Annotated in this window: 22 protein-coding genes and 1 pseudogene; 14 read left to right on the forward strand and 9 right to left on the reverse strand. The window is 69.4% G+C overall.

Annotated features, from left to right (window positions below; all coding sequences use genetic code 11):
• Window positions 1–248: 248 nt before the first annotated feature.
• A complete protein-coding gene (locus SACTE_RS00230) occupies window positions 249–845 on the reverse strand; it encodes a TetR/AcrR family transcriptional regulator (protein ID WP_014044005.1) in 597 nt (198 codons plus the stop codon).
• Between the two features lie 103 nt (window positions 846–948).
• On the opposite strand from SACTE_RS00230, the gene SACTE_RS00235 reads away from it, so the two are divergent.
• The 3 genes from SACTE_RS00235 to SACTE_RS00245 all read left to right on the forward strand — a co-directional run bounded on the left by SACTE_RS00235 (window position 949) and on the right by SACTE_RS00245 (window position 3,406).
• Window positions 949–1,860 carry an SDR family oxidoreductase gene (locus SACTE_RS00235; RefSeq protein WP_014044006.1) on the forward strand — a complete coding sequence of 304 codons (912 nt, stop codon included), beginning with the start codon at window positions 949–951 and terminating at the stop codon, window positions 1,858–1,860.
• Window positions 1,861–2,171: 311 nt separating this feature from the next.
• A complete protein-coding gene (locus SACTE_RS32535) occupies window positions 2,172–2,666 on the forward strand; it encodes a hypothetical protein (protein WP_019993927.1) in 495 nt (164 codons plus the stop codon).
• On the forward strand, window positions 2,663–3,406 hold the full coding sequence (locus SACTE_RS00245) for an SDR family NAD(P)-dependent oxidoreductase (protein WP_014044007.1): 744 nt from the start codon (window positions 2,663–2,665) through the stop codon (window positions 3,404–3,406). The genes SACTE_RS32535 and SACTE_RS00245 overlap by 4 nt, the downstream gene beginning before the upstream one ends.
• Before the next feature lie 397 nt (window positions 3,407–3,803).
• On the opposite strand, the gene SACTE_RS34740 is transcribed toward SACTE_RS00245, so the two are convergent.
• Entirely contained in the window at window positions 3,804–4,007 is a 204-nt protein-coding gene (locus tag SACTE_RS34740) for a hypothetical protein (RefSeq protein ID WP_078492677.1), read from the reverse strand.
• 500 nt (window positions 4,008–4,507) lie between these two features.
• On the opposite strand from SACTE_RS34740, the gene SACTE_RS00250 reads away from it, so the two are divergent.
• The 3 genes from SACTE_RS00250 to SACTE_RS00260 all read left to right on the forward strand — a co-directional run bounded on the left by SACTE_RS00250 (window position 4,508) and on the right by SACTE_RS00260 (window position 7,792).
• Window positions 4,508–4,696, forward strand: a complete 189-nt coding sequence (locus SACTE_RS00250; RefSeq protein WP_014044009.1) for a hypothetical protein — start codon at window positions 4,508–4,510, stop codon at window positions 4,694–4,696.
• Between the two features lie 381 nt (window positions 4,697–5,077).
• Entirely contained in the window at window positions 5,078–5,932 is an 855-nt protein-coding gene (locus SACTE_RS00255) for a methyltransferase domain-containing protein (protein WP_014044010.1), read from the forward strand.
• Between the two features lie 1,080 nt (window positions 5,933–7,012).
• Entirely contained in the window at window positions 7,013–7,792 is a 780-nt protein-coding gene (locus SACTE_RS00260) for a hypothetical protein (protein ID WP_014044011.1), read from the forward strand.
• A 273-nt stretch (window positions 7,793–8,065) separates the two neighbouring features.
• Here the strand turns inward: SACTE_RS00260 and SACTE_RS00265 are convergent, their stop codons facing one another.
• Window positions 8,066–8,419, reverse strand: coding sequence for a hypothetical protein (locus tag SACTE_RS00265; RefSeq protein WP_226995248.1), 354 nt, complete (start codon window positions 8,417–8,419; stop codon window positions 8,066–8,068).
• Window positions 8,420–8,940: 521 nt separating this feature from the next.
• On the opposite strand from SACTE_RS00265, the gene SACTE_RS00270 reads away from it, so the two are divergent.
• From SACTE_RS00270 to SACTE_RS00285, 5 genes and pseudogenes are all read left to right on the forward strand, one after another.
• The gene (locus SACTE_RS00270) at window positions 8,941–10,086 is read left to right on the forward strand and encodes a DUF6183 family protein (RefSeq protein WP_014044012.1); all 1,146 of its coding nucleotides are present in this window, start codon (window positions 8,941–8,943) and stop codon (window positions 10,084–10,086) included.
• Between the two features lie 368 nt (window positions 10,087–10,454).
• Window positions 10,455–10,982, forward strand: coding sequence for a DUF6584 family protein (locus tag SACTE_RS00275; RefSeq protein ID WP_026359268.1), 528 nt, complete (start codon window positions 10,455–10,457; stop codon window positions 10,980–10,982).
• Window positions 10,983–11,192: 210 nt separating this feature from the next.
• A pseudogene (locus tag SACTE_RS32730) lies at window positions 11,193–11,369 on the forward strand (IS5/IS1182 family transposase); the annotation flags it as partial.
• A gap of 298 nt (window positions 11,370–11,667) precedes the next feature.
• Entirely contained in the window at window positions 11,668–12,267 is a 600-nt protein-coding gene (locus tag SACTE_RS00280) for a PadR family transcriptional regulator (protein WP_014044014.1), read from the forward strand.
• Between the two features lie 133 nt (window positions 12,268–12,400).
• Window positions 12,401–13,873 carry an FAD-dependent monooxygenase gene (locus tag SACTE_RS00285; protein ID WP_272920098.1) on the forward strand — a complete coding sequence of 491 codons (1,473 nt, stop codon included), beginning with the start codon at window positions 12,401–12,403 and terminating at the stop codon, window positions 13,871–13,873.
• Window positions 13,874–14,064: 191 nt separating this feature from the next.
• Here SACTE_RS00285 and SACTE_RS00290 read toward each other — a convergent pair whose 3' ends face one another.
• Together SACTE_RS00290 and SACTE_RS00295 are read right to left on the reverse strand one after the other, a co-directional pair.
• Window positions 14,065–14,670 carry a response regulator transcription factor gene (locus SACTE_RS00290; RefSeq protein WP_014044016.1) on the reverse strand — a complete coding sequence of 202 codons (606 nt, stop codon included), beginning with the start codon at window positions 14,668–14,670 and terminating at the stop codon, window positions 14,065–14,067.
• Window positions 14,667–15,875: a histidine kinase gene (locus SACTE_RS00295; RefSeq protein ID WP_014044017.1), complete on the reverse strand. Its 1,209-nt coding sequence runs from the start codon at window positions 15,873–15,875 to the stop codon at window positions 14,667–14,669. Before SACTE_RS00295 ends, SACTE_RS00290 begins: the two co-directional genes overlap by 4 nt.
• A gap of 164 nt (window positions 15,876–16,039) precedes the next feature.
• Between SACTE_RS00295 and SACTE_RS00300 the strand changes: the two genes are divergently transcribed.
• Complete coding sequence (locus SACTE_RS00300) at window positions 16,040–16,519, forward strand: hypothetical protein (protein WP_014044018.1); 480 nt, start codon at window positions 16,040–16,042, stop codon at window positions 16,517–16,519.
• A 312-nt stretch (window positions 16,520–16,831) separates the two neighbouring features.
• Here the strand turns inward: SACTE_RS00300 and SACTE_RS00305 are convergent, their stop codons facing one another.
• A complete protein-coding gene (locus SACTE_RS00305; RefSeq protein ID WP_014044019.1) occupies window positions 16,832–17,023 on the reverse strand; it encodes an antitoxin in 192 nt (63 codons plus the stop codon).
• Window positions 17,024–17,319: 296 nt separating this feature from the next.
• Between SACTE_RS00305 and SACTE_RS00310 the strand changes: the two genes are divergently transcribed.
• Window positions 17,320–17,769: a hypothetical protein gene (locus SACTE_RS00310; protein ID WP_014044020.1), complete on the forward strand. Its 450-nt coding sequence runs from the start codon at window positions 17,320–17,322 to the stop codon at window positions 17,767–17,769.
• Window positions 17,770–18,243: 474 nt separating this feature from the next.
• Here SACTE_RS00310 and SACTE_RS33865 read toward each other — a convergent pair whose 3' ends face one another.
• Window positions 18,244–18,396, reverse strand: coding sequence for a hypothetical protein (locus SACTE_RS33865; protein WP_019993920.1), 153 nt, complete (start codon window positions 18,394–18,396; stop codon window positions 18,244–18,246).
• 412 nt (window positions 18,397–18,808) lie between these two features.
• Between SACTE_RS33865 and SACTE_RS00315 the strand changes: the two genes are divergently transcribed.
• Window positions 18,809–19,840 carry an LLM class flavin-dependent oxidoreductase gene (locus SACTE_RS00315; protein ID WP_014044022.1) on the forward strand — a complete coding sequence of 344 codons (1,032 nt, stop codon included), beginning with the start codon at window positions 18,809–18,811 and terminating at the stop codon, window positions 19,838–19,840.
• A gap of 340 nt (window positions 19,841–20,180) precedes the next feature.
• Here the strand turns inward: SACTE_RS00315 and SACTE_RS00320 are convergent, their stop codons facing one another.
• Together SACTE_RS00320 and rph are read right to left on the reverse strand one after the other, a co-directional pair.
• Complete coding sequence (locus tag SACTE_RS00320) at window positions 20,181–20,585, reverse strand: hypothetical protein (protein WP_226995136.1); 405 nt, start codon at window positions 20,583–20,585, stop codon at window positions 20,181–20,183.
• Window positions 20,586–20,687: 102 nt separating this feature from the next.
• Window positions 20,688–23,282, reverse strand: coding sequence for a rifamycin-inactivating phosphotransferase (rph, locus tag SACTE_RS00325; protein ID WP_014044024.1), 2,595 nt, complete (start codon window positions 23,280–23,282; stop codon window positions 20,688–20,690).
• Between the last annotated feature and the right edge of the window lie 481 nt (window positions 23,283–23,763).

Consider the following 23,763-nt stretch of genomic DNA (forward strand, 5'->3'; position numbering starts at 1 on the left):
GCTAAAGCCGCTGCCGCCGCACCAGAAGAAGATCATTCGCCCGTTCGCCGAGTGGCACGTGGTCCGCGACGCACGACGTCGCGCCGACCGCGGTCACTACACCTTCTCTGCCGCGGCCGCCGACCGAACCGACATCCGCGTCGCCGACAGAGGGGCTGTCGCGCGTGCGGGCTCGGTGTTCTCGGCGCCTGCGGTATGGATGGGGTAGAGGACGTCGGCGGGCTACTGGGTGTCGGCGAGCGGGCCGTTCACGGGTGGTCCGCATCATCGTCCGGCGCTTCGTCGATGATGGTGCGGAGGTGGGACAGGGCTTCCGCCAGCAGGTCGCGGAGCGGGCGTTGTTCGTCGGGCCGTACCCACTGCGCCTCTGCGGCCTGCTGCACGACGAGTCCGAGTCCCGCGGTGATGGCGGCTGCCTTCTCATCCGTTCCGCGCCGGGAGAGCGCCGAGGTGATCGTGGCTGCGAGAGCGGCGCGTTTGCCTTCTTCGCGTTCCTGGAGTTCGGGAGTGACGTTGATGATTTCCCGCCGCGGGCGTGCGGGTACGCGGAAGGCACCGAGGACCTCGTCCGCCGCGGCCTGGAGGCCGTGAAGCACAGCCTCCAGGGGCGGGGTGCTCTCCGGGCAGGCCGCGATCTCGCGTGCCACGACGTCCTTCTGCTTCTGCGAGGTCTGCCCGAAGAGGACATCGCGCTTGTTGGTGAAGTGATTGAAGAAGGTGCGTTCGCTCACGCCTGCGCGCTCGGCGATCTGGGCGACGGTGGTCCGCTCGTACCCCTGCTCGGTGAACAGTGCGAGCGCGGCGTCATGGAGGCGTCCAGCGGCGTCCGGTTCCCAGCGTGGCATGGCGCCATTGTACGTGATTGCAGTGTCTGCAATCACAGCATAACCTTGATTGCAGACACTGCAATCGGGCTTGCCGTGACAGGCGAGCCGAAGGAAGGCGACCATGAAGGTCTTCGTTACCGGGGCTTCCGGGCACATCGCGTCCGCCGTGATCCCCGAGCTCATCACCGCAGGGCACGCCGTCACCGGTCTCGCCCGCTCCGGCGCCGCAGCCGCCCGGGTCGAGGGCCTCGGCGCCGAGGTCCGCCGCGGCGACCTCGGCGACCGGGACGCCCTGACCGCTGCCGCCGACGAGGCCGACGGCGTCATCCATCTGGCGTTCGACCACGCCGCCCAGGGCGCCGGGGACCTGGCCGGGGCGGCGGCGACGGACCTCCTCGCCGTCCAGTCGATCGGCGCGGCGCTCGCGGGCACGGGAAAGCCATTCGTGAGTACGAACGCGACCGGGGGCATCTGCCTGGCCGGTTTCACCGGGCTACTCACCGAGGACGACGTCCTGCCGGGCGGGCCGCGCGTCGACGCGGAGAACGTGACCATCTCGCTCGCGTCCCAGGGCGTGCGTTCATCGGTGGTGCGGCTGCCCCCGGCCGTACACGGAGACGGCCGCTACGGCTTCGTCTCCGGACTGATCGATACCGCCCGCGCCACGGGCCGTGCCGGCTACTGCGGCGACGGCGGCAACCGGTGGGGCTCCGCCGATACCCACGATGTCGCCGTCGTGTACCGCATCGCGCTGGAGTCGGCGCCCGCAGGAGCGCGGCTGCATGCCGTCGCCGAGGAGGGAATCCCGCTGCGCCGGATCGCCGAGACCATCGCCCGCCGGCTCGGCGTGCCCGTGAGCCCTACCTCTGCAGAAGAAGCAGAGAAGCGATTCGGATACCTGACGCCGTTCGTCGCCATGGACAACCCGGCCTCCAGCCGCGTCACCCGCACATTGCTCGGGTGGGCTCCGTCCGGAACCGGACTCATCGAGTCACTCGAACAGGACCCGGCACTCGTCGCTTCGGCCGGATGAGCGCCGGCACGAAGGGATCAGGAAGAAAGGGAAAGATGTCCATCGTTCTTATTGCCGAGGCCGGACCGGCATCGGCAACTCCGACCGCGAGGTGTCCGGCGTTGCGTACGACGACATCGATGCCGTCGGTCTCCGCGAGGATGGTCGCCACCGCCGCTTCGGCCGATGCGTCGCTCCGGACGTCCAGAGTGACCGTGCGCAGGTCGAGGCCTTCGTCAGTGGCGGGCCGGCGCAGCGCTCATGCGTGCTCGGCGCCGGTGTCCCGCATACTCGCGTAGACGGTGTGCCAGGCCCGGGCGAGAGCTCTCGCGGTGAGGTATGTCGAGGCTTTCACCGCCGAGGACATTGCCCATCTGCTCGACATCAACGTGCTCGGCGCCCAGCGGGTCAACCGCGCCGTTCTCCCCCATCTGCGCGAGCGGAGGAAGGAAACGCTGCTCTGTGTCGGAAGTACCTCCGTCATCGACGCACCTCCCTTCCTCACACTTCCAGAACGCGAGCCGCGCCGGCGACCAAGAACGCTCCCAGGGCTACGCGGCTCTCGCCCCCCTCGTAGCCCGAATACGGAGGCGACCAACAGCCTCTTCGAACCCGGCATCGCCCCCGGCCCGGCCACCGTCGCCAAGGAGATCACTCGCATCCTCGCTCTCCCCCACGGCGCACGACCGTTCCGCAGCGTGGTTGATTTCACCCGTTTCGTCATAGGCGAAATCATCGACGCGACCGAATCCCACATCCGGGAGGCCATGACGCACATGGACCCGACAAACCTTCTCACCGTCAACCAGAGTCGAGAGAACGCATGAACATCACCGGAAACACCATCTTCATCCCCGGCGGCACCAGCGGCATCGGTCTCGCCCTCGCCCACCGATTCAAGGACCGCGGCAACACCGTCGTCCTCGGCGGCCGTCGCACCGAGGTACTCGACCAGCTCCGCGAGCAGGGGTTCGGCACCATCCGTATCGACACCACCGATCCCCTATCCGTCACGGACGCCACCGCACAGGTCATCGCCCAGCACCCGGACCTCAACTGCCTCATCGCCATGGCCGGCGTGATGCTGCCGGAGGACTGGCACAAACCCGAGACATTCCTGGAAACGGCCGAGACCACGGTAACCACCAACCTCCTCGGCCCCATCCGCCTCATCGCCGCATGCATCGAACAACTGCAGACCCAGCAGAGCTCCACCATCGTCACCGTCTCCTCCGGCCTCGCCTCCGTCCCGCTCGCACGCACCGCGACCTACTGCGCGAGCAAAGCCGCCATCCACTCCCTCTCCCAGGGGATCCGTCAGCAACTGGCCGACACCTCAGTACAGGTCATCGAGCTCGTACCCCCCGTCGTCGCCACCGGACTCGGCGACACCGCCGCCAACCCGCGCGCCCTTCCCCTCGACGACTTCGCCGACAACGTCATCGACCTGCTCGCCACCCAGCCAGACGCACACGAGATCCTCGTGGAACAGGTCAAGCTCCAGCGCTACGCCGAACACCGCGGCGACTACGAGAAGGTCTTCAACATGATCAACGGCCTCCACTGACTCGCGCCTCGGGCACCTCCCGAGACACGCGGACGAGAACACAGCAGACCTGATGCGCTCCCGGCCCGGACATCGTCGGTGTCCGGGCCGGGAGACGACGCCCGCGCGATTGGCCAGGACGCCGCGGACCAGACCTCGATGCACGCGACGACGGCCACAGCCCTCAGCTCAGTCACCCGGTACCAAAGGCGTACGCGCTCGACTCCGTCGGCGTACTGCCACAGCAGGGACCGTCAGCACTGCCAGGGACCGGCTCACCTGGCGCTGGGGGCGACGGAGAGGACCACCAGGGTACGGTTCCAGGGCGTACAGCTCGGCTTCGCTGGTGATGGCGTCCAGCGCTGCTTGGCGGCGGAGTCGGTGGACGCGATCCGGGCGGGTCCGTGGGGTGCGGGCATCAGGCGACGGCCGGGCGCTGGGCCGCGAGCCGGGCGAGGCGGGTCTCGCGCGGCTTCTCCCACGGCGTGCAGTCCTCCGCCGCCGGGAGCCCGTTGGTGGCGATGTCCTCCAGGACGGCGGCGAACTGGTCAGCGCTCCCGCGGGTCCGGGCAGCGTACGCGCGAAGCCCGTCGGCGGCTTCGGGCTTCCCTCGTACGGTCAGAAGCGCGCCGAAAGCGACAGCCTGATGGGCCGGACAGGTGGCCGCAGGCCCGGGCGTGCCGGGGCTGACGGGTTGCTGGTTGGGGATTCAGCGGACGCCCGCCAGTCCGGCAACGGCATCCTGATCACCTCTACCCCTGCCGAGATCGACGGCGTTGCGGCCTCATGGCCGCTGCGCCTGCGCAACGATGTCGACGGCCGACTGAACAGGGTGGGCGCGGCGCTCGCGGCCGGGCGCGGCCACGTCTTCGGCGTGACCGAAGGCCCCGGCCACAGGTCCGTCCTGGCGTTCATGCCCGACCATCCAGAGGAAGGCGTCGGAACGCTGGCCCGGGTCCGCACCCCCGAGGACCCGAACGGCCCGTCCTGCGCAGGAACGCCCCGAACCTCTTCAGCGGGCTCAAGGCCGAGCAGTTGGCAAGATCTCCATACATGTCCAAGATGATCATCGCCGGGGCAGCCGTCCTGTTCGACGCCGCCCTGAGCTACCTCTGAGACGAGATGATCACCCAGCTGCGGGACCACGTCGCGGGTGTCGACGTGGCCTGCTTCTTCGTCCTCGCCGAGGCCGGCCCGGCCAACCGGGCGTCCCTGCAGACCCACGACGACCTCTCGACGGTCAACACACCGCGCTGCTGGATGCCGCCAAGACGATCCAGTTTCTCGGCGACGTCGCTCACCAGCAGCTGACGCACATCCTGAGGGAACTTGGCAGGCCTCGCGGGGGGGGGCGGGACCACGAAAGTCCACCTGCCCTGCCAGCAAGGGCGGAGGCCGTTAGCTCTGCTGGTCAACACCGGGCAACGGGGTGACAGCCCGCAGTTCGGGGCCGTACTGAAAGCCGTCAAGGTTCCTCGTCCCGGTCTCGGCCGGCCCCGCGTTCGCCCACTGTGGGCATCAACCCGCTCAAGCGCAACCGGGCCGAGGCAACCCGGTTCGACAAGCTCGCAGGCCGCTTCGAGACGACCGTCCGTGCTGCGGCACCACAGGATGCCCGGAAGCATGAGGCGTGCTACTGACGCGTCTCGTACCATCGGACGCCACCGACCGTCGAGTACCACCAAGGACTTTGTGAATCTCTCCGATCTTCGAGCCAAGGCCCCCTCGCTGGCGTCCGGCATGGCCGCCGCCGATCACAGCCCCGACAGCCAGCTGTCCCAGACTCGCCACCGCGCCGCTCTCGTGGCGAGCTGGCACATCGCACCAGGTTCAACCGTCCTCGAACTCGGCTGCGGCCAGGGCGATATGACCGCCGTACTGGCGGAGGCGGCCGGTCCCGACGGGCGCGTGGTGGCCGTCGACGTGGCCGAGCCCTCCTACGGAGCGCCGGTGACGCTCGGGGAATCGGCAGCCCGGCTCGCGGCGGGCCCCCTCGGGCCGCGCATCGATTTCCGCTTCGGCACCGACGTCCTCGACCCCTCGGTGGAGTTCCCCGAAAGTGCCTTTGACCACGTGGTGCTGGCCCATTGTTCCTGGTACTTCGCGTCGCTCGAACAACTGAGAGACACACTGGCCCGGGTACGGCCGTGGGCGCGGCGGCTGTGGTTCACCGAGTGGGACATGACGCCTGCCTCCGGCGACCAGTTGGCGCACCTGCTCGCCGTGCTGATCCAGGGACAGATCGAGGCCGCAGGGTCACACGGCCAGGGCAACGTCCGCACGCCTTTCTCCCGTGAGGGGCTGTTGCGGCTCCTGCCCGAGGCCGGCTGGACGGCCGACGGCAGCGGGTCGGTCGATACCGAAGAGCTTCAGGACGGTGACTGGGAAATCGCTGCTTGCCTCGACCTGGCCGGAACGGAGGAGCGTCTGGCCACACTGCCCGAGCCGGTGCGACAGCTCGTTCTGAGTCAGGTCGACGTTCTCCGGGCCATCGCCAAGCCGCGCTGCAACCGTGCGCTCACCGCGTATTCAGTCACCGCGCACTGACATACGTCCCATCGGTGTCGAGGGACCGGGGCCTGGGCGCCCTGGTGCAGGTACTGGGCGGTGAGGCAGCGCAGCATCGTGGTACTGCCGCCGCCGGTGGCGGTGCCGACCAGGATGTGGGGCGGCCTGCTCCAGCCACCGGATCCGCACGCGTTACCCTCCGTACAAACGGATCCGCCGCCTACGGGGCCACGCCGGCTCCCGATCCCCGTCGACGGTGCGTCGTCAACCTACTTGGGGATCCTGCTCCGCAGCTTCCTCAGGGGTGCGAGAACGGCATCCTGGTCCGTGTCGTAGGCAGGTACGACACGGACCAGTTCATGCTCGGAATCGCCCGACGCTCGGAAGCCTTGTCGGATCGCCCAGAGTGCCGCCTCCGGGTTGTGTTCCGTCTGGTGCAGGCGAGCCAGGCGCGCAGAAGCGTCGACCAGCGTCTCGGTCGGGATGACTGCATGTCCTTGGCCGGTCCTTGGCCCGCTCGAACCGTCCTGGCCGGGCATCCGCGAAGGGGTGCCCACGAACGAGCTGTAGTGCTGCTTGCAGGTGGCTGGCTGCGCAGACACCGGCGTTCCGGCCGGTCGGCCGATGGTCCTGAAACTGTTTCCAGTCACTGACGACGTGCTGGGCGAGCCGGTAGCCCGGTGCGGGTCGATACGGGGAAACGCCTCAGCGCCGATCCAGGACCGCGGGCGGGAGGATTCGGCATTCCGCCCTTGCTCTCCCCTGCTGCTGCCTGGACGAAGGTCACGTTCGAGATCCTGGGGCCCGGCACCGGGGTGGAGGTATACCCAGCAGGCCAGCTCGGTCAGCAAGTTGCGACGGTTGCTCTGCACTGCTCCTGACGCGTTGACGACACGGGCAGGGCCGAGAAGAAGAAGGGACACTTCACCGCCGATCATTTCGTGATCGCGGTGCAGGTGCGTGCACTGGACGCTCCGCACGGCTGACGGCGAGGGTTGTTGTGCCAGGGCCCGCAGTTGAGGAAGGTGAAGGTGGGCGGGGGGTGCGAGGGAGGAGAGCGGGTCTGCGTGATGAAGTGTGGGCCTCTGACAACTCCGACAGCAGGGAGCGTTTCTTCCGATGACCGCACAGCCTCCACGCCCTGAGCGCAGTGGTCCAGAGACCGACTCGGTCACGGATCTCTCCCCGTTCAAGCCCTCTCTCGTCAAGGCGGTGTTCAGGGACGTGACTCCGATGCACCTCTCTCGGTCGGCCGCGTGGGCCGCCGCGTCGGTGATACGGACAGTGCTGACGGAAATCATCGACGGCGCGAGGAGAGCGGCGGCGGCGGAGGGCCGAAAGAAGCTGGTCCCCGGGGACCTTCTCGCGGCGCTTGACCGGAACGCCGAGCTCGAGGTCGGGAACAAGTGGTACGACCACAGCCCGACCTTTCGAGGCCTGACCGGTGTCCTGTACGACGCCGAGGGTGTCATCGTGCCTTCTCGTAAGCGCAGCAGGTCACGCAAACCGAGCGCTGTGGTCGGCGCCCACAGGTTCGAGGCCGGAGTCAAGAAGCTGCTGCGGAGCCAGGGGGCGACGGCCGCCCCAGCGATGGTCCGCGACCTCGACGGCATTGCGAGCGTGTTCCTGACGGACCTCGCCCGAGACGCGGCCGTGGTAACCCGTGAGGGCGGGGTCGCACGTTTCGGTACAGCCGCCCTGGTGATGTCGGGCGAACCGGTCCCGGCCCCGTTCCTCAACGATTCCCTCCGGGCCCCGTCCGCCCGCAAGAGGAACGGGCGGACCATCGGCAGGGATGACGTCCTGGCCGCCACCACGATGCAGCTGTTCGGCGGCAACCTCAGGCAGCGAGCCCTCACCAAAGCGCGCGAGGCGACACAGGACACGTCGGCCGACTGATCGGGTACGACCAACCTTCGGCGCCTGCATCCTCATCTCCACCGCGGACTCGCCAATCGAGATGACTTCCCAATGACACCAAGGGGATGGGCAATCCAGCGCCAGGGCTGGTTGCGAGCGGCGTTTCGGACACGAGCCTCAAGAGACCGAGCCCCCAGAAGGGTGCAGGTGGCCAGGTTCGTGATGCCGGCTCCCGGGTCGGCTTGCATGCCGGCGCTGGTGGTCGCCTTGACGGTACAGGCGTCGGGCATACCGGCGACCCGGCGGAGCCGGTCATATCGTGGGTCGGCAGCGCATTGGCCAGGAGGATCTCTTGGCCGCCGTTCGCGCGCGTCGGCCGTAGTCCACCTCGCCCAGCACCATGGCGCGGCTGGCGGCGCCGTCCGCGAGGGGCACGAGTCGCTCGGCGAGGACGGCGGGCTCGCAACCCAGTTCCGTTACCAGACCGGTCACCAGCCGCACCATCAGCAGTTTCCGTTCGCGGGCGAAGGAGTGGACCGCGTTCCGGGGGTCGGGGAACTCCGCGGCGGCGTCGACGAACGGGCATCCGCGCACGGAATCCGCGCACGCTGGGGGCGGGTCGAACAGTGCGAGGGTTCGCTCCCTGGTGGGGACATCCTCGCGCACCAGCATTCCCTCCAGGGTGTGCCCCTCGAGGAGAGGTCCTTGAGATGGGCCAGGACCAGCTCGCCCTTGGTCCTGAAGTGCGCGTAGAGGGTGCGCTTGGACACCGGCGCCCGCTCCGCGATCTGCTCCACGCCGGTCGCGTTGATCCCGTGGACCGCACTCCGGCCACAGCGGCCAGGATGCACTCCCGCCCTCCACTTCCACCTGGACCTGATCAAACGATTCGTGCGGGCGCCGCCGCGCGAAGGGGTTTCCTGGCACGACCACGGCCGAAAGATGACCGTGGGGGCCCGACTGCCGCAAGGATGCAGCAGGCCAAGAACCGCGACGAGATGCTTCGGACCATCGCCCGGATTTGCACTTCACTGCTCCATCAGATGATGTCGCGGGCGAGTTGGAGTAGACCGAGGATGACTGCTGGGCACTCGTCTCGTCCAGACACCCCTCGCGGCTCACGGTCCCGTCACCGGCGTGCTGACGGTCCAAAGGTCCGGCACCATCCGGCGCATAGGCTAAGCGGCGTGGCGGAGAAGATAGAGAAGATCGTGGCGAAGCTGCCGCGCATGCGGGACGTCAGCAAGGTGGCGGGGATGGCCGAGCGCCGCCTCGCGGAAGGAGACGCCACTTTCGTGGCGGATCTCGGCATCGTCTTGCACGGGAAGTACGGTGCCGAAGGTGACTCCCTTTGGCAGTACCGAAGCCTCTTCAGCACGCTGCTGAGGCTCCTGACCGTCACCCCGGGACAGGAGAACTTCGAACAGGGCCTCCGCCTGGTGGCCACGACCGAGTCCGGCAGACGGAGCCAGAGCCGCCATGTGGCGTCCTTGCTTGCCTCCAGCCATCCTCCGCATGACCTCGTCCTGGTGTTCGACGGCGGTGCCCCGCATGCGCGCGCCTCCGAGGAACTGCGGGCGTGTCTTGTGCACGAGCTGGTCCTCCGAGGCCTGGACGTTGCCGAGATGCCCGGGATCGCGCGTTGGGCGACCTCGCCGCACTGGAGTCACCACCCGCTGGGGTGGCTGCCGCTGTCGCTGTCTGTGTTCGAGGAGGAACCCGGACTGCCCAGCTACCATGCTCGCGGGGGCAGTTGGTCGATACCGTACGTGCGGTCTGACGACGGTCCGCAGACGGCACCGGACAGGACCGCAGAAGTCCCGCCGGCAGCCGAGACGACAACGGAGTCTGCGTCCGGAGCCATCGCCGCGGCGGTGTCGAACTGGGCCGAAGAGTCCAACGGACGGATAGAAGCCAGGACTTTCGAGCTTTCTGCGCCGGTCCGGGCCCCCGTTGTCCCAAGCGTGCTGGCATCCATGGAACTGGAGTCCCTTCGAGGGCTGACATCCAGCGACCTCGCCGCAGTCTCCTCGTGTCCAGCGGCTCAGGCTTGGCGCTTGGTCTTCGCAGCGGCATCAACGGGCGGGGCGTACAACCACGGACTGCGGGGAGCTTATGGGCGTTTGGCCGCCTGGCGGTCGCTCGCCGGCCTCTCGGGAGCGGCTGTGCACGCGTCGGCCGCTGAGGTCGAACATCAGGTACTCGAATGCGACTGGTACAGCTTTGGGGCTGCCACCAAGTGGTTCGAGCGAGTGGCCTGGGACATCGGCCTGGCAGCCGTTGCCCCGGGGCGTCGCCAAATGGCGGTGCTGGCCGCGACGGACACGGACTGAAGGGCCTGATCCGCGCTTCCGTCCCCGGCTGACGTTTGGTCAGGTTGCTCCCGCTGCACGTCGCTGCCACTGAGATCCACGCAGACAGCCAGCTCAACAAGTGCAACGAACCCAACAGATCCAGATAACGGCCTGCTCGTCAGTCGGCGACTTCCCCCGGCACAGGCGGACCGTAGCCAGCACGGGGACCCGCCCGGCGCGATCTCTCCGCGAACCCCGGTGGAGCCTCCAACCGATGTGCTACGGGCCGTCCCGTAACTGGCGGCGTCCCGTCTCAGTGAGGTTCAGCCGGTACCTTCAAGGGCCCGAGCGATTGCTGAGCGACAAAAAGGTCGACTCAGGTCAGTGCGGTGCCCGATTATCCGTTCGTGCCCCTCAGAGAAACCCTTGCCCGAGTCGATGCGGACCTGGCCGCCGGCCGGATTCCCGTCGCGCGCCAACGCCTGCGGGGTCTCGTCTCGTCCTTCCCGCACGACCTGGCGCTCCGCCGCCGTCTGGCCGAGGTGTACCGGCTCTACGGCGACGCCGCCGAGACCGGACGCTGGATGTACCTCGAAGAGGACCGGAACGCCGACGAGATCGCTGCCTTCGAGGCACGGTACGGGTCTCCCGGGTGGCGGATGAAGGCCCTCGCCTGGCAGGGCGCCGAGGCGGAGGCCGCCACCTCTTTCGCGGAGGGGCAGCTGGTCGCGGTGCGGGCCGCCTGCGCCGAGGAGCTGGGGCACCCCGTCGACTGGGACGCCCCCGCCTCCTACCGGGACGACCTGGGAGGGGAGTGCGAGGCGCCCTCCGAGCCGTGGACGGTCGGCGGTGTACTGGCGGGCGCCGGCTGCCTGGTGGCGGCCCTTGTGTTCCTCGCGATCTGGGTGAATGGACTCGTTTCCCTCTTCGACTGACTCGGGTCACCGGGGCTTGCGCAGAGCGCGCTCAAGGTTCGGTGAGACTGTCCGGAACCGCCGTGAACGGGGCCCCGGTGACGGGTGGAACGATCTCGCGGTGGCTGGTGTGTTCACGGCTTCGGGGCCGTCCTGGACCGCCCCGTTCACCGGGCTGAGCCCTCGCCTGCTGGGCAAGCTGGTGATCGTACTGCGGGGCGAGGGGGAAGACCTTCCGACTGGAAAGAAGCACACAAGACGTCTCACCAGCAGGTCGGCGCCCACGGCGAGCACGTCTTCGCGCACATGAAGACCTGGAGGATCCCTCGCGACTGCCGCCTCAAGGACGACGGAGTCCACCACGCCGTGCTGGACATCGCCCGGATACACAACCTCACCCTCGGCGGATGGGTGAACGCCTGGCAATGGACATGGCAGACAAATCGTTCGAGAGGAGTGGATCAGGACTGGACCCCAGCCCTTCGCAGCTGGACTCCTTGCCGAGATGCGGGAGACCGTCGGCACAGTGGCGTCGGCCGCATCGAGTTGGTGCGCTGCCGCGGGCGGTACCGCCCAGTCGTCGGCGTCGCCTCCGAGGTCGCCGCTATCCGCGGAGGGCCGTCAGTACGACAGCGGTTGCGGACGACTGCGACACCTTACTCGGATCCGAGTAGTAGGATCCGAGCGCAAGTGATCCCGAGCCTGAATGCGGAGTGAGATGCCCGTGAAACGACCGGCCAACCCCTTGGCCCTTGCGGTCTTGGGCGTGCTGCTGGAGCAGCCCATGCACCCCCACGCCATGGCGACCGCGTTTCGGGAGCGCCAGATGGACTCGGCCTTCAAACTGACCACGGGGTCGCTGTACGACACGGTGCGGGCCTTGGCCCGAGACGGCTGGATCGAGGCGACCGACACCGAGCAGGTGGGCGGCCGCCCGATGCGTACGGTCTATCGGCACACCAGTGACGGGCAGCGGTGGTTCACCGAGTGGCTGGACGAAATCGTCCGCGAGCCCTCCCGGGAGTACCCCAGGTTCCTGTCCGCCGTCAGCTACCTGGGCGTACTGGGGAAGCAGCGGGCGGCGCAGGCGCTGCGCGAACGGGCGGCGGCCTTGCAGGCCCGCGTCTCCGAAGGCGAGCAGGCGTATCGGGCCGCCAGGGAGGAGCACAAGGCGCCACGGCTGTTCGTGATCGAGGCGGAGTACGCCCGAGCGATGCTGCAAGCGGAGATGCAGTGGGTACTGCGGACCGCCGAGGAGATCGAGCAGGGCACCCTGGAATGGCCGGAGGTCTCCCCCCATGCCTGACACAACTGGGCCCGTAGTTATACGGGCTGAGCAGCACTCACCCGATGCGCCGATATCCACCGGCCCGCCGACCGCCCCGCGCTCCCCGCTACCGGCGTCGCCGACAGATGCGCCGGACGGCGACGCGGACGTCCTGGTGGTGGGGGCCGGGCCCGCAGGCTTGATGCTGGCCTGCGAGTTGGGCCTGGCCGGTGTGCGCACCGTGGTACTCGAACGGCAGCCGGCCCCGCCCGGCTTCTGCCGCGGCTTCAACCTCAATGCCCGGAGCCTGGCGTTGCTCGACCGCCGCGGCCTCGCTGATCGCTTCCTCGCCGAGGGCCCCACCATGCCGACCACCGCGTTCGTCGGAGCGGCCCAGCTCGACCTGGCCGCTATGCGCACCGAACACCCCTACGTGCTGGGGATCGCGCAGACCAGAGTGGAGGAGATCCTCGCTGAGCGGGCCGTGGAACTGGGCGTGCGTATCCTGCGCGGTCATGATCTGACCGGGTTCCACCAGGACGGCAGCGGGGTGCGCGCCGAGGTCGACTCCCCGGCCGGGCGCATACCGCTGCGCTCAAGATGGTTGGTCGGCTGCGACGGCGGTCGCAGCACAGTGCGAAAGCTGGCCGGCATCGGTTTCCCCGGAACACCCGCACGCCACTTCACCCTGCTCGGGGACGTGGTCCTGGCCGATCCGCAGGCGATCCCGTTCGGCGTGACGGCCGGCGCGAACGGCATGGTGTTCGCCATCCCACGGCCCGGCTGTGTACGGCTCATCACCCACGACCCTCAACCGCCGGACAACCGCAACGAGCCGGTGACGCTGTCCGGTTTCCAGGACGTGCTGGACCGGGCATTGGGGCGGCACGTGGAGATAGCCGAAGCCCGTTGGCTCACCAGGTACGGGGACGCGGCCCGGCTGGCCGAACAGCTGCGGCAGGGCGCGGTGCTGCTGGGGGGCGACGCCGCACACATCCATCCCCCGGCCGGCGCCATCGGCGTCAACGCGGCTATCGACGACGCCATGAACCTCGGCTGGAAGCTGGGACTCGTGGCGCGCGGACAGGCTCCCGGGACTCTCCTGGACACCTACCACACCGAGCGGCATGCGGCTGGCGCCAGGTTGCTGCGCAACACCCGGGCGCAGGCGGCGGTTGCCGCGGAGGACGAGCGGCTGGCACCGGTGCGCGAGCTGCTCGCCGAGCTGGCGCAGGCCGAGGAGACGGCCGGATACCTTGCCGAGGCGATCACCGGCGTCGGCACCCGCTATCCGGTTCGGCACGGTTGTGGTCATCCCTGGGAGGGGAGGATGGTGCCGGACGTCCAGCTGGAACGCGACAGTCTGCTGCCGCTACTGGCCCGTACGGCCGGCGGAGCGCTGCTGGTGGACGAGAGCAACGGAACGGACTCGCTGCGCGAGGCGGCAAAGGCGTGGGCGGACCGGGTGACCGTGGTGTCGGCGCGATCTGATGGCTTGTCAGGTGCGTCCGCGGTGCTCGTCCGCCCGGACGGCCACGCCGCCTGGACAGGAACGCCCTCGGCATCCCACCGCACCACCGCCCAGCGGTTGCGTGAAGCCCTTCACCACTGGTTCGGGCCCCCGGCGGGAGTGGCGGGGCCGTGAACGTCCGCTCCGGGCCACGCCTCCGGCACGGCTTCCGCCGCCCGCCGCCCTCGCCTCAGCCCACTCGGCATCGATCAGGCCCAGATCCGTCGACGCCCCGACTCCTGCCACCTGCGATGCGATGAGGGTCCGACAGCCCTCTCCGGCGGAAGTAAGTCCGGCCGGCCAAGGCCTGATGGGCGGCGTCGCGGTCACAGCCAGCCGTTGGCTTCCGCGAGCCGGGCCGCCTCGGCGCGGGTGCGGGCCTGCGTCTTGCCGATCGCCGATGACAGGTGGTTGCGCACGGTGCCCTGGGACAGCCGGAGCGCCCTGGCGATGTCGGCCACGGTGCCGCCCTCGGCGGCGACGCGCAGCACGTCCGCCTCGCGCCCGGTCAGCGGGCTCGCACCGCCGGCCAGCGCTTCCGCGGCGAGGGCCGGATCCACGAAGCGCAGGCCGGCGTGGACGCGGCGGATCGCGTCGACCAGTTGTTCGGGCGGGGAGTCCTTCACGACGTACCCGGACGCGCCCGCGGACATCGCCCGCGAAAGGTAGCCGGGTCGGCTGAAGGTCGTGCAGATGATGGTGCGGCAGGCGGGCAGCGCCCGCTGGAGGTCGGCCGCGACCGTCAGGCCGTCACGCCCGGGCATCTGTACGTCGAGCAGCGCGATGTCGGGCACGGCCCGCTGCGCGGCGGCCAGCACCTCGGTGCCGGTGCCGATCTCGGCGACCACGTCGATGTCGGGTTCGAGCCGGAGCACGGACGCGAGGGCGCCGAGTACGAGTGCCTGGTCGTCGGCCAGTAGGACTCGGATCATGTCGGCTCGGCTTTCTGAGGAGGTGCGGGGTCGGTCGCCGGGGCGGGCCCGCGGGCCAGGACCCGGAACCCGCCGCCGGGGGCAGGCCCGTGTTCGAGCGTGCCCGACACGGCGGCCAGTCGTTCCGTGAGGCCGGTGAGCCCGTTCCCGGCACTCGTCACGCCGGTGGGACTCCCGTTGTCGGTGACCTCGACCCAGTCGGGCCCGAGGCGGACGGTGCACAGTTCGGCGTCGGTGTGCCGCAGCACGTTGGTGACCGTCTCCCGCACGACGTAGCCGAACACCTCGCGCAGCTCGGCACGTACGGTATCGGTCGCGGTGGGCAGATCGGCCCGTACACCGGCGGCACGCAGCGCCAGGCGGGCGCCGGAGAGTTCGCTGTCCAGCGACAGGGTGCGGTAGTCCGAAACGGTGGCCCGGATGTCGGACAGCGCCGTGCGCGCCATGGTCTCAAGCTCGGTGACCTCGCCGACGGCGAGAGCCACGTCTCCGGTGGACTCCAGGATGCGTCGTGTGAGCCCCAGTTTGACGGTCATCGTGGAGAGGCTGTGGCCGAGGACGTCGTGCATGTCCCGGGCGACCCGTTCCCGTTCCTGGTTCACGGCCAGCCTCTTGACCTGCTCGCGCGCGGCCCGCAGGTGACCGATCGTGAAGTTGAGCGCGAAGACGGTGCCGAGTGCCGCGGTCACGCCGACGAGGATGGCCACCTGCGCCCAGGCCACCTCGCCCTGGGCCAGACGCATCCAGACGATCTGCCCCAGCACGGTGGCGAGGCCGAGCAGCAGCGCGTGGCGTAGCGGCAGCAGCATGAGTCCGATCGCCAGCGCATAGGTCAGATCGGTCAGGTAGTACGGCGACACGAGGAGCACGGCCGGTGCCGCCCCCAGCAGGAACAACACCGCCACGATGGTGACACGCCCCCGTCGCAGCGCCACGGGCCCGTACCAGGGCGCCAGCATGCAACCGATGCCGTAGCAGGCTACGAGGCCGATCGCGAGCGCGGTGAGCAGGGGAGGTTCGGTGCCGTGCGCGATGTCCCGGGCCCGTGCGATCAGGGTGAGAGAGGCCAGCGCGGTGGCCGTGGCGACGGCTACGCGGCCCCGACTGCGGGCCCTGTATCCGTCCGGCGGGTTCTTCCAGAAACTCCAGTCCGGCCACTGGCCGACGGAGAACTCGTCCGGATCGCGTGCGTCCACGGCGCTCATGTTACGGCCCGGCTGTCGCAGGGGCGGACGAGCGGGGACCCGATGCGGGGGTCGAGCAGGTAAGCATGGCCCTCCCCTGAACGGTGCCCCCGTTCGCGTTCTCCCCCGGTCATGCATGACAAATGGCATGGGTCCGGCCAGTGGGCGGATGCTGCGATGAAGTCATGTTGCACGCGAAGAGGATCCATCTGCCGAGCCAGGAGTACGAGCTCACCGAGGACGGCCGGGCGCTGACGACGTTCTCGTTGCGCAGGGGCCGCGTCGGCGCGCGGTTCACCTTGCACGGGAGCGACTACCACGTCCGCACCCACCGCTTCAGCGGCGTCTACGAACTGCTCGACGCCGGCGGGACCGTCGTCGCGAGCACGGACCGGGTGCGCCGGAGTTGGAACCTGACGTGCTCCGAGCGGGTCGTCCCGTTCCGGCGGACCGCGGCGGCAGACCGGGAGTACACCATGTTCGGCGACGACGGTGAGCCCGTCGGCACGATCCGCCGCACCGGGCACGTCCGCTCCGAGGCCACCGCCGACCTGCCGGACCTGGATCTCTTGCTCCAGCTCTTCGCGCTCGTCGTCGTGCTGCTGCGCAGGCGGCGCAAGAGGGCGGCGGCCGCCGTCCGGTCGACCTCCCTCGCGGGCGGCTGACGCACGAGGAAGCCGGAGCGCGGTGGCGGAACAGCCTGATGTTGACCAGGGCGTCCGGTCCGCGACGCAGTGCCCAGGCGAGGTGTCCGAGCAGCAGGGCGAGTCCGGCGGTCAGGGGAAGCCACACCTTGGGAGTGGTGAAGCCGTCGGATCCGCTGAGCCGGGTCAGATCGTAGATGGCGGCGGTGATGCCGGGCGGGAGCAGGAGCATGCCGACGACGTCCAGGCGCCGGCGGGGAGCGGGCCGGTTCCCGTCAGGAGGCCCCGGGACTCGGCGCGTCGGCCAAGTCCCGGGGCTTCGAAGTACGCGGGTCAGCGTTCTGTGGGCCGGCCGCCGTAGGAGCGGCGGGCCGCGTCGGCGGCCTTGTCGGTCTGGGCGTCGTACTTGTCGCCGGTACGCTCGTCGACCATCCGCTCGGCGCTCGTGACGCCCTTGTCGGCCTGGTCCGGGTGGCCCTTCGCCATCTCCTTGGCCTTGTTCGCCATGTCTCCCAGCTTGCCCATGGGGGTACCTCCCTGGATAGCGCGTGCGTCGTACGCCACCGCGCGTACCCCGGGACCACACTTGTAACCCGGGACCCACGAGCACGTGACCGACCGCTCCACCGCGCTTGTCGCCGGTCATGGACCGGGACAGGACGGGCAGGGGGTGGTGGCGTGAACTGGCTGGTGGCTGGCGGGGCCCCGTCGCCGGGTCCGCTGGCACTGAGAGCTCGTCGCCGATCGAGCCACCGTTGCCTGCGTCGACCGGTTGAACAATGCGGTTGCGATGGATCAGGCGGATGCGGTGATACTCCGGCATGAGTAGAGACGCCGAGGTCATCGTGCTCGCCCGCTGGGCGGACGAGGTGATGGAACCGCTGACCCAGGACGATCCGGAACGCCTGTGGCGCGGCCGCTTCGTCCCGATAGCGGGGCAGTGGGGCCACGAGTTCGGGTGGGCCCTGGAGTTCGAGAAAACGCGGGCCCGCAAGGGCCTGCTCAGGCACCTGGAGTCCCTGCCGTGGCCGTATCCGCATACGGTGCAGGTCCTGCTTCGCGACCAGGACGACGACTGCTTCGGGCTGTGGATGTTCCAGGAGGGCCGACTGGTGGAAGTCACCATTGCGCGCACCGAGCGTTTCCACCAGCCGGCACCTCCCGATGAGGACTTCGAACCCGATCCGGGCATGCTGCTGCGCACCGACCAAGACACGGCTCTGCCCGAGCAGACCCCGGAAGCACGCCGCGACACCCGCCCGCCCTGGTAGACCGAGTTCGACAGCTCATCGAGGGACGGCAGGGCTGTCGACGCGCGTGCCCGGCGGACAGCGCCACCACTGCGGCGCTTCCTCGCCGAGCATTCGACGTCGCCTGCGGTACTCGCCCTGGTCGCCGAGTCGGCCAACACCAGGAAGGCACGAAACGCCGCCAAGAACCGAGCCTTGAGCCGCAAGCTGAGGATCGATGAGCGGTAGTGGCGATGGGCGGCGCGCGATTCACCTACGTCTTCGGCTTGGACGACGACTGGGCCCATCCGTGCACGGTGACGGATGAGCGCATCGCTCCCCTCGACCAACTCGGCGAGGTGCCCGTCCGCCCGGCTTCCTGCTGGGGGCTCGGGCAATCTCCCGGATCAATACGCGGGCGCCGGAGGGACGACGGGCAGTCACCGACGCGCGTCACTCTGCTCGCGGATACACCTTCCGCAGCGAGCAGGCCGTCAGCGCGGGCCACTCCGGCACTCAGCGGTTCTTCTTCCGGTCGAACCACAGCGTCGCCACCGTCGGCACCATGCCGACCCAGAACAGCCCGAGGGAGAACGTTCGTTGTGTCCAGGGGACCTGGGTGATCAGCAGGGCACAGAGCATGGCCCACGCCGCCTGGCCGAGGACCACACGGGGCCAGACTCGGCGCCGGACGAGTGAGTGCAGGTTGACCCGAATACCGGCGCGCAGGCGCCGTCGGCGACGGCTTCGTCGGACCGGTCCGCCTCCAGCAAGAGCTGGGCCAGGTGCAAGCGCAGGGGTACATCCGCTGAGGCGGCGGCGACCGCTGTACGCAGGCTCTGTATGAGAGGGAGTCGTCCGACATGATCCACAGACCATCGCCACCGTACGACACCTCAGGAGACGGCCGGCGTCCGGCTGCCCGAGCGGCGCATGGCATCGCAACAGGGGGAAGTCGTGCCGGACCCGAAGGCCCAAGGCTCCGTTGCGGAGCCACGAAGAAGGTATCGGGGGAACATCGCTGGACGGCTTGCTGTTGGCACGCCCGTAGGTCTGACGCGACCCAATGTTGGAGGGCTGAGTGCCGCTCACATCACGACCGCTGCGCAAGCTGGGGTTCCTGACCATCGGGCTCTTCGACGAGACCGACCCGGGCCAGGGCCACGAGGCCACGCTCCAGCTGATCGAGCTGGGCGAGCGCCTGGGCTTCGACAGCGCCTGGGTCCGCCACCGCCATCTCCAGTACGGCATCTCCTCTCCCGTCGCCGTGCTGGCGGCCGCCACGCAGCGCACCCGGCGCATCGCTCTCGGCACCGCGGTCACGCCGCTCGGCTGGGAGAACCCGCTGCGGCTCGCCGAGGACCTGGCCACGGTTGACGTCCTGTCCGGCGGTCGACTCAATCCGGGTATCAGCGTCGGCCCTCCGATGTTCTACGACCGGGTCAAGGACGCCCTGTACCCGGATACCGCGGACGCCGAGGACTTCGGTTACGGACGAGTGGAACGGCTGATGGACCTCGTGCGAGGCGAACCCGCCGCTGATTCCAGCGGCAGAGAGGGCTTCGAAGTCTTCTCGGACCGGGTACAGCCGCACTCACCGGGCCTGGTTCGGCGGATGTGGTACGGCGGCGGCAGTCTGCGGTCGGCCCGGTGGGCGGGCGAGCACGGGATGAACTTGCTGACCAGCAGCGTCGTCAAGGCCGAGGGCCCAGGCGATGAGCCCGCCGACTTCGCCGCGATCCAGCTCTCGCACATCCGCGCCTTCCGGGCGGTGCACCCCGACGGGGAGGATGCCCGGGTCTCCCAGGGCCTGGTCGTCATCCCCACCGACTCGGCCTCACCCGAGCAGCGGGCCAGGTACGAGCGGTACGCCGCCGAGCGGCTGCCCCGCACCGCGGCGCCACAGGGCCCGGCGCGCATGATGTTCGCGCCCGACCTGGTCGGCACCTCGGAGGTGATCGCCGAGCGGCTGCGGGCGCACCCGGCTTTCCGTGAGGTGGACGAGGTGGCGTTCGCCCTTCCCTTTACCTTCGAGCGTGAGGACTACGAGCAGATCCTCACCGACATCGCGTCGAAGCTGGCACCGGCACTGGGCTGGCGGCCCTGCGCCTGAACCCGGCCGCCGTAACTACCGGCGCGTGCGGAGCACGCTGCGCGCGTGGATCCGGCCGGTGGGCGGGTGTCCCTTCCGGTGGCGGGTATCACCGAAGCTTCCGCTTCTCCCGGGGCGGGCAGGCACCGGTTGTACAGCCACTCCCCCGGACCGGACCACCTGCCCGAACTGGCCATGCGGAGCATCGCCGATCCCTGCCCGGGCGAGGTCGGGACCGACGCGAAGGACGCCGCCGTGTCCGCTTGTTCGCGATGCTGTGACGGCGCCTTCCACGAATTCTCGTGCGCCCCGGGCAACGGCCGCATGAAGCGACCCGCTGGAAGGTCGCGCAGATCGATCATCACCGTGGGTCGGCCGCCCATGCCGCGATGTGCGCGGCCCCCTGACGGACAGCTCCTTCCGGATCCCGGGCGAGCTTTCCACAGGCCGCGAGGACACCCGGCGCACCACCCGGCCCCATGAGCGCGTCGTGCACGCCGGTCTGCAGCCAGTCGGCCCGGTTGTCGTCGGCCTCGGCAACCGCGCGAGCGATGAGCCTTACGGAGGCCTCGGTCCCCTCCCGGGTCAAAGCCTCTGCCGTCTGCCGCGTCACCGCTGTGTCATCGGCGTCCAACAGCAGACCCACCAGTGCTTCCGCAGCCTCAGGTACATCGGCCGAGGAAGCAAGGTCACGCCCGGCACGAACACGTCGCGTCCACGCGGGAGACGACGCCTCAGCCAGGGTGGCCTCCAGTTCCTTCGTCATCTTTCGCACGACCGGACAGTCTCATGCCCCACGAGAAGGGACGCCTCCGGGCCGAACCCCTGAGCCGGATGTCCGGCCGAGGCGGCGCGCCGGATCGCTCGGTCACGAAAGGAACTCGACGTGCCCGTCGGTTCCGTGCACGCGGATCCGCTGCCCGTCGCGGATCAGCCGGGTGGCCTGCTCCACGCCCACGACGGCGGGCAGGCCGTACTCCCGGGCGATCACGGCGCCATGTGTCATCAGGCCTCCCACCTCCGTCACCAGGCCCGCGATCCCGACGAACAGCGGCGACCAACTGGGGTCCGTGAAGGCCGTGACCAGGATGTCGCCTGCTTCGAGGTCAGCCTCCGCCATGTCGAGGACGACCCGGGCCCTTCCCTCGACGGTCCCGGCGGAGACCGGCAGGCCGGTCAGGGCGCCGGCCGGTACGTCGTCGCGCCGGTACGCCCCGTTGAGGGCCTCGCCGTCCGATGTCAGCACCCGGGGTGGTGTCAGCGCGTGGTAAGACCGGAACTCGTCCTTGCGCCGCTGGATGAGCCGGTCGTCCACCCGGGCCGAGCGGACGACGTCGTGGAACTCCTGGAACGTGAGGTGGTAGACGTCCTCCTTCTCGGCGAGTACACCGGCCCGCACGAGGCGCTCGGCCTCCTCCAGCAGGGCGCGCTTGTAGACGAAGTAGCGGCTGACGATTCCGTACTTCGGGTATTCCCGGTATCCGATGAAGGTCCTGACCCGGTCGATCATCCGCTTGGCCTCGTCGGCTTTCCGGTCCCCGTCCGGCAGGGTCCGCAAGCGTGACAGCACGTCCTGCTCCTTCTCCCGCGCCTTCTGACGCCCGTGCTCGAAGTGCCTCCCGGCGGCGCCGGGTTCGAAATTCCTGACGTGGTCGAGGATCACTGGCAGAAGCGTGCTGGGGCGCTCGCACCAACGCGGTCTCGTGATGTCGATCTCGCCGACGCAGCGCATGCCGTAGCGGTCGAGATAGGACTCGATGGCGTCACGCGCCTCGGTTCCGCCCGGAAGCCCCACCAGCTCGTCCAGGAAGTCCTCGCCCTCGACACCCTGGAGGAACGCCACCACCTCCGGGTGCGGACGGATCACGTCCGCCACATCGAGCAGTGCCAGGCCCATCTCCGAGGTGACGTTGCCCGGGGCGGACAGCGTGAGCGTGTCGGCCGCGTTCCTTTCGCCGAGCCACTCCCGCAACTTGTCGTTGAGCCACCCCGTGGCATCCATCCCCGCCGTGATCACCTGGAGGCTCAGTGGATCACCGAGAACCCGCCTGTGCTCCTCGAATGCCTCCAGCAGAAAGTCGAACAGCGCAGGCCCGGCCTTCGTCCGGATGTCGTGCTCCAAGGCGGCGACGGACGTCCGGCTGCGCTCGATCAGCTCAGTGACGACGGCGGGATCGGCCTCGATCGGCTCGGAGGTACCGCCGGACGGCGGCCCGCCCGGATCGGCGTCCGGGAGCGACGGGACGAAACCGTCGCGGTCGAGGACGGTCTCCAAAGCGTCCCGGACCAAGGGGTCGCCCTTCCCCATGGCGTCCAGGAGGCCGGCGCGGCTCGCGGGCGAGGACAGGCGAGGGGTGACGTCGACGAACAGCCTCCCGCCGGCCGCGTGCATCGGCACCATGGCCGTCAGCTGCCACATGGAGAGCCCCAGGGGCCTCATGGGATCGGTCATCATCTGCCCGTGACCGACGGAGACGTAGACGTGGTTCTCCCGGTCACCGGTCTCGGGGACAGGGAACAGCGTCGTGATCGGCCGACTCTGAACGATCTGGAAGGTGCCGTCGGCCAGGCACCATTCGATGTCCTGCGGGCGCCCGAAGTATGCTTCCGTCCGCCTCCCGATCCGCACGAGCTGTACGACCTGCGCATCCGTCAGCGAGGGCTGCCGCTTCCGCCGCTGTGCGTCGACCACCGCTTCCCGCTCGGCCGGCAGGACGCCAACGGCACGCTGCTCGGCGGCGATCGCCTTGGCGACGATTTCACCGTGCCGCACCGTGAAGACGTCCGGGTTCACCAGGCCGGAGACCAAGGCCTCTCCGAGGCCGAAGCCGGCCTCCACGGTGGCGACCTCCCGGTTGCCGGTGACGGGGTCGGCCGTGAACAGGACGCCGGCCGCGTGTGGGAAGACCATCTGCTGCACGACCACGGCCATGCGGACCGTACGGTGGTCGATGCCGTTCCGTCGGCGGTAGGTCACGGCCCGCTCGGTGAACAACGAGGCCCAGCACCGCTTCACGTGCTCGATGATCGCCGTCGGCCCCACGACGTCCAGGAAGGTGTCGTGCTGGCCGGCGAAAGAGGCCGTCGGCAGGTCCTCCGCCGTGGCGCTGGACCGAACGGCGCAGGCCGCCTGCTCGCCGAGCCGGGCGAGCGCGCCGGTGATCGCCGCCGCGAGGTCGTCCGGGACGGCGGCTCCCTCGATGGCACGGCGGATCCCCTCGCTGAGTGCGCGTACCCCCTCGCGGTCGTCCGGCTCGAGGTGGGACAGCTGCTCGATGCGGCGGTCGAGGACCGGCACCTTGTCCATGGCCCGCCGGAAGGCGTCCGTCGTCACGCAGAAGCCGGTCGGCACGTGGATGCCTTCGATCCGGCCCAGTCCGCCCAGGTGCGCGCCCTTGCCGCCGACGACCGCGGCCTGCGTCTCGTCCACCTCGTGCAGGTCCAGGGCATACTGCTCGATCATCGGGCCGCCTCCGAGGCGGCCATGTTCCGTAGCACTGCACCGACCGACCGAATCATCGGTATCTCACTCTCCGTCGAGCCCCTTGTCGGACACCCCGTCACCAGTCGGTGTCCCGTTCGGTGTCCCGTCCCTCCGACGACCGGCCGGTCGGCAGCCCCGATACGTCGACGACAACAGCCGCACGTCGTGGCTCCGTTTTCCGCGGGCCGTGGCCTCGGTCGACGATTCTGCGTCACGACCCGGGCCTTGCCACAAGCCCCCCGGTGCGCTATACGTTGGGTACGGCAAGGAGAAGGAGTGCCTTGCGTTCTTGTGCCGCACGCCGGAACTGACCATCGCCCGTACCGAACAGGTGCGGGCTTTCGCATGCCGTGCGCCGAAAGGCGGGCGGGGGCCACGCGATGTCGACCACCGACGGTCTCCGTCCGGGCGTATCACTCGCCAGTGCCGCGCGGGACTGCTGAGCTGCCTGCCGAGAGAA

The organism is Streptomyces sp. SirexAA-E, from assembly GCF_000177195.2.
Classification (GTDB): Bacteria; Actinomycetota; Actinomycetes; order Streptomycetales; family Streptomycetaceae; genus Streptomyces; species Streptomyces flavovirens.

What these genes read in the sequence shown, in the direction of transcription:
- SACTE_RS00230 (WP_014044005.1), bottom strand. Translation starts at nt 845, where the DNA reads ATGCCACGCTGGGAACCGGACGCCGCTGGACGCCTCCATGACGCCGCG.
- SACTE_RS00235 (WP_014044006.1), top strand. Translation starts at nt 949, where the DNA reads ATGAAGGTCTTCGTTACCGGGGCTTCCGGGCACATCGCGTCCGCCGTG.
- SACTE_RS00245 (WP_014044007.1), top strand. Translation starts at nt 2,663, where the DNA reads ATGAACATCACCGGAAACACCATCTTCATCCCCGGCGGCACCAGCGGC.
- SACTE_RS00250 (WP_014044009.1), top strand. Translation starts at nt 4,508, where the DNA reads ATGATCACCCAGCTGCGGGACCACGTCGCGGGTGTCGACGTGGCCTGC.
- SACTE_RS00260 (WP_014044011.1), top strand. Translation starts at nt 7,013, where the DNA reads ATGACCGCACAGCCTCCACGCCCTGAGCGCAGTGGTCCAGAGACCGAC.
- SACTE_RS00280 (WP_014044014.1), top strand. Translation starts at nt 11,668, where the DNA reads ATGCGGAGTGAGATGCCCGTGAAACGACCGGCCAACCCCTTGGCCCTT.
- SACTE_RS00290 (WP_014044016.1), bottom strand. Translation starts at nt 14,670, where the DNA reads ATGATCCGAGTCCTACTGGCCGACGACCAGGCACTCGTACTCGGCGCC.
- SACTE_RS00295 (WP_014044017.1), bottom strand. Translation starts at nt 15,875, where the DNA reads ATGAGCGCCGTGGACGCACGCGATCCGGACGAGTTCTCCGTCGGCCAG.
- SACTE_RS00300 (WP_014044018.1), top strand. Translation starts at nt 16,040, where the DNA reads ATGTTGCACGCGAAGAGGATCCATCTGCCGAGCCAGGAGTACGAGCTC.
- SACTE_RS00305 (WP_014044019.1), bottom strand. Translation starts at nt 17,023, where the DNA reads ATGGGCAAGCTGGGAGACATGGCGAACAAGGCCAAGGAGATGGCGAAG.
- SACTE_RS00310 (WP_014044020.1), top strand. Translation starts at nt 17,320, where the DNA reads ATGAGTAGAGACGCCGAGGTCATCGTGCTCGCCCGCTGGGCGGACGAG.
- SACTE_RS00320 (WP_226995136.1), bottom strand. Translation starts at nt 20,585, where the DNA reads ATGACGAAGGAACTGGAGGCCACCCTGGCTGAGGCGTCGTCTCCCGCG.
- rph (WP_014044024.1), bottom strand. Translation starts at nt 23,282, where the DNA reads ATGATCGAGCAGTATGCCCTGGACCTGCACGAGGTGGACGAGACGCAG.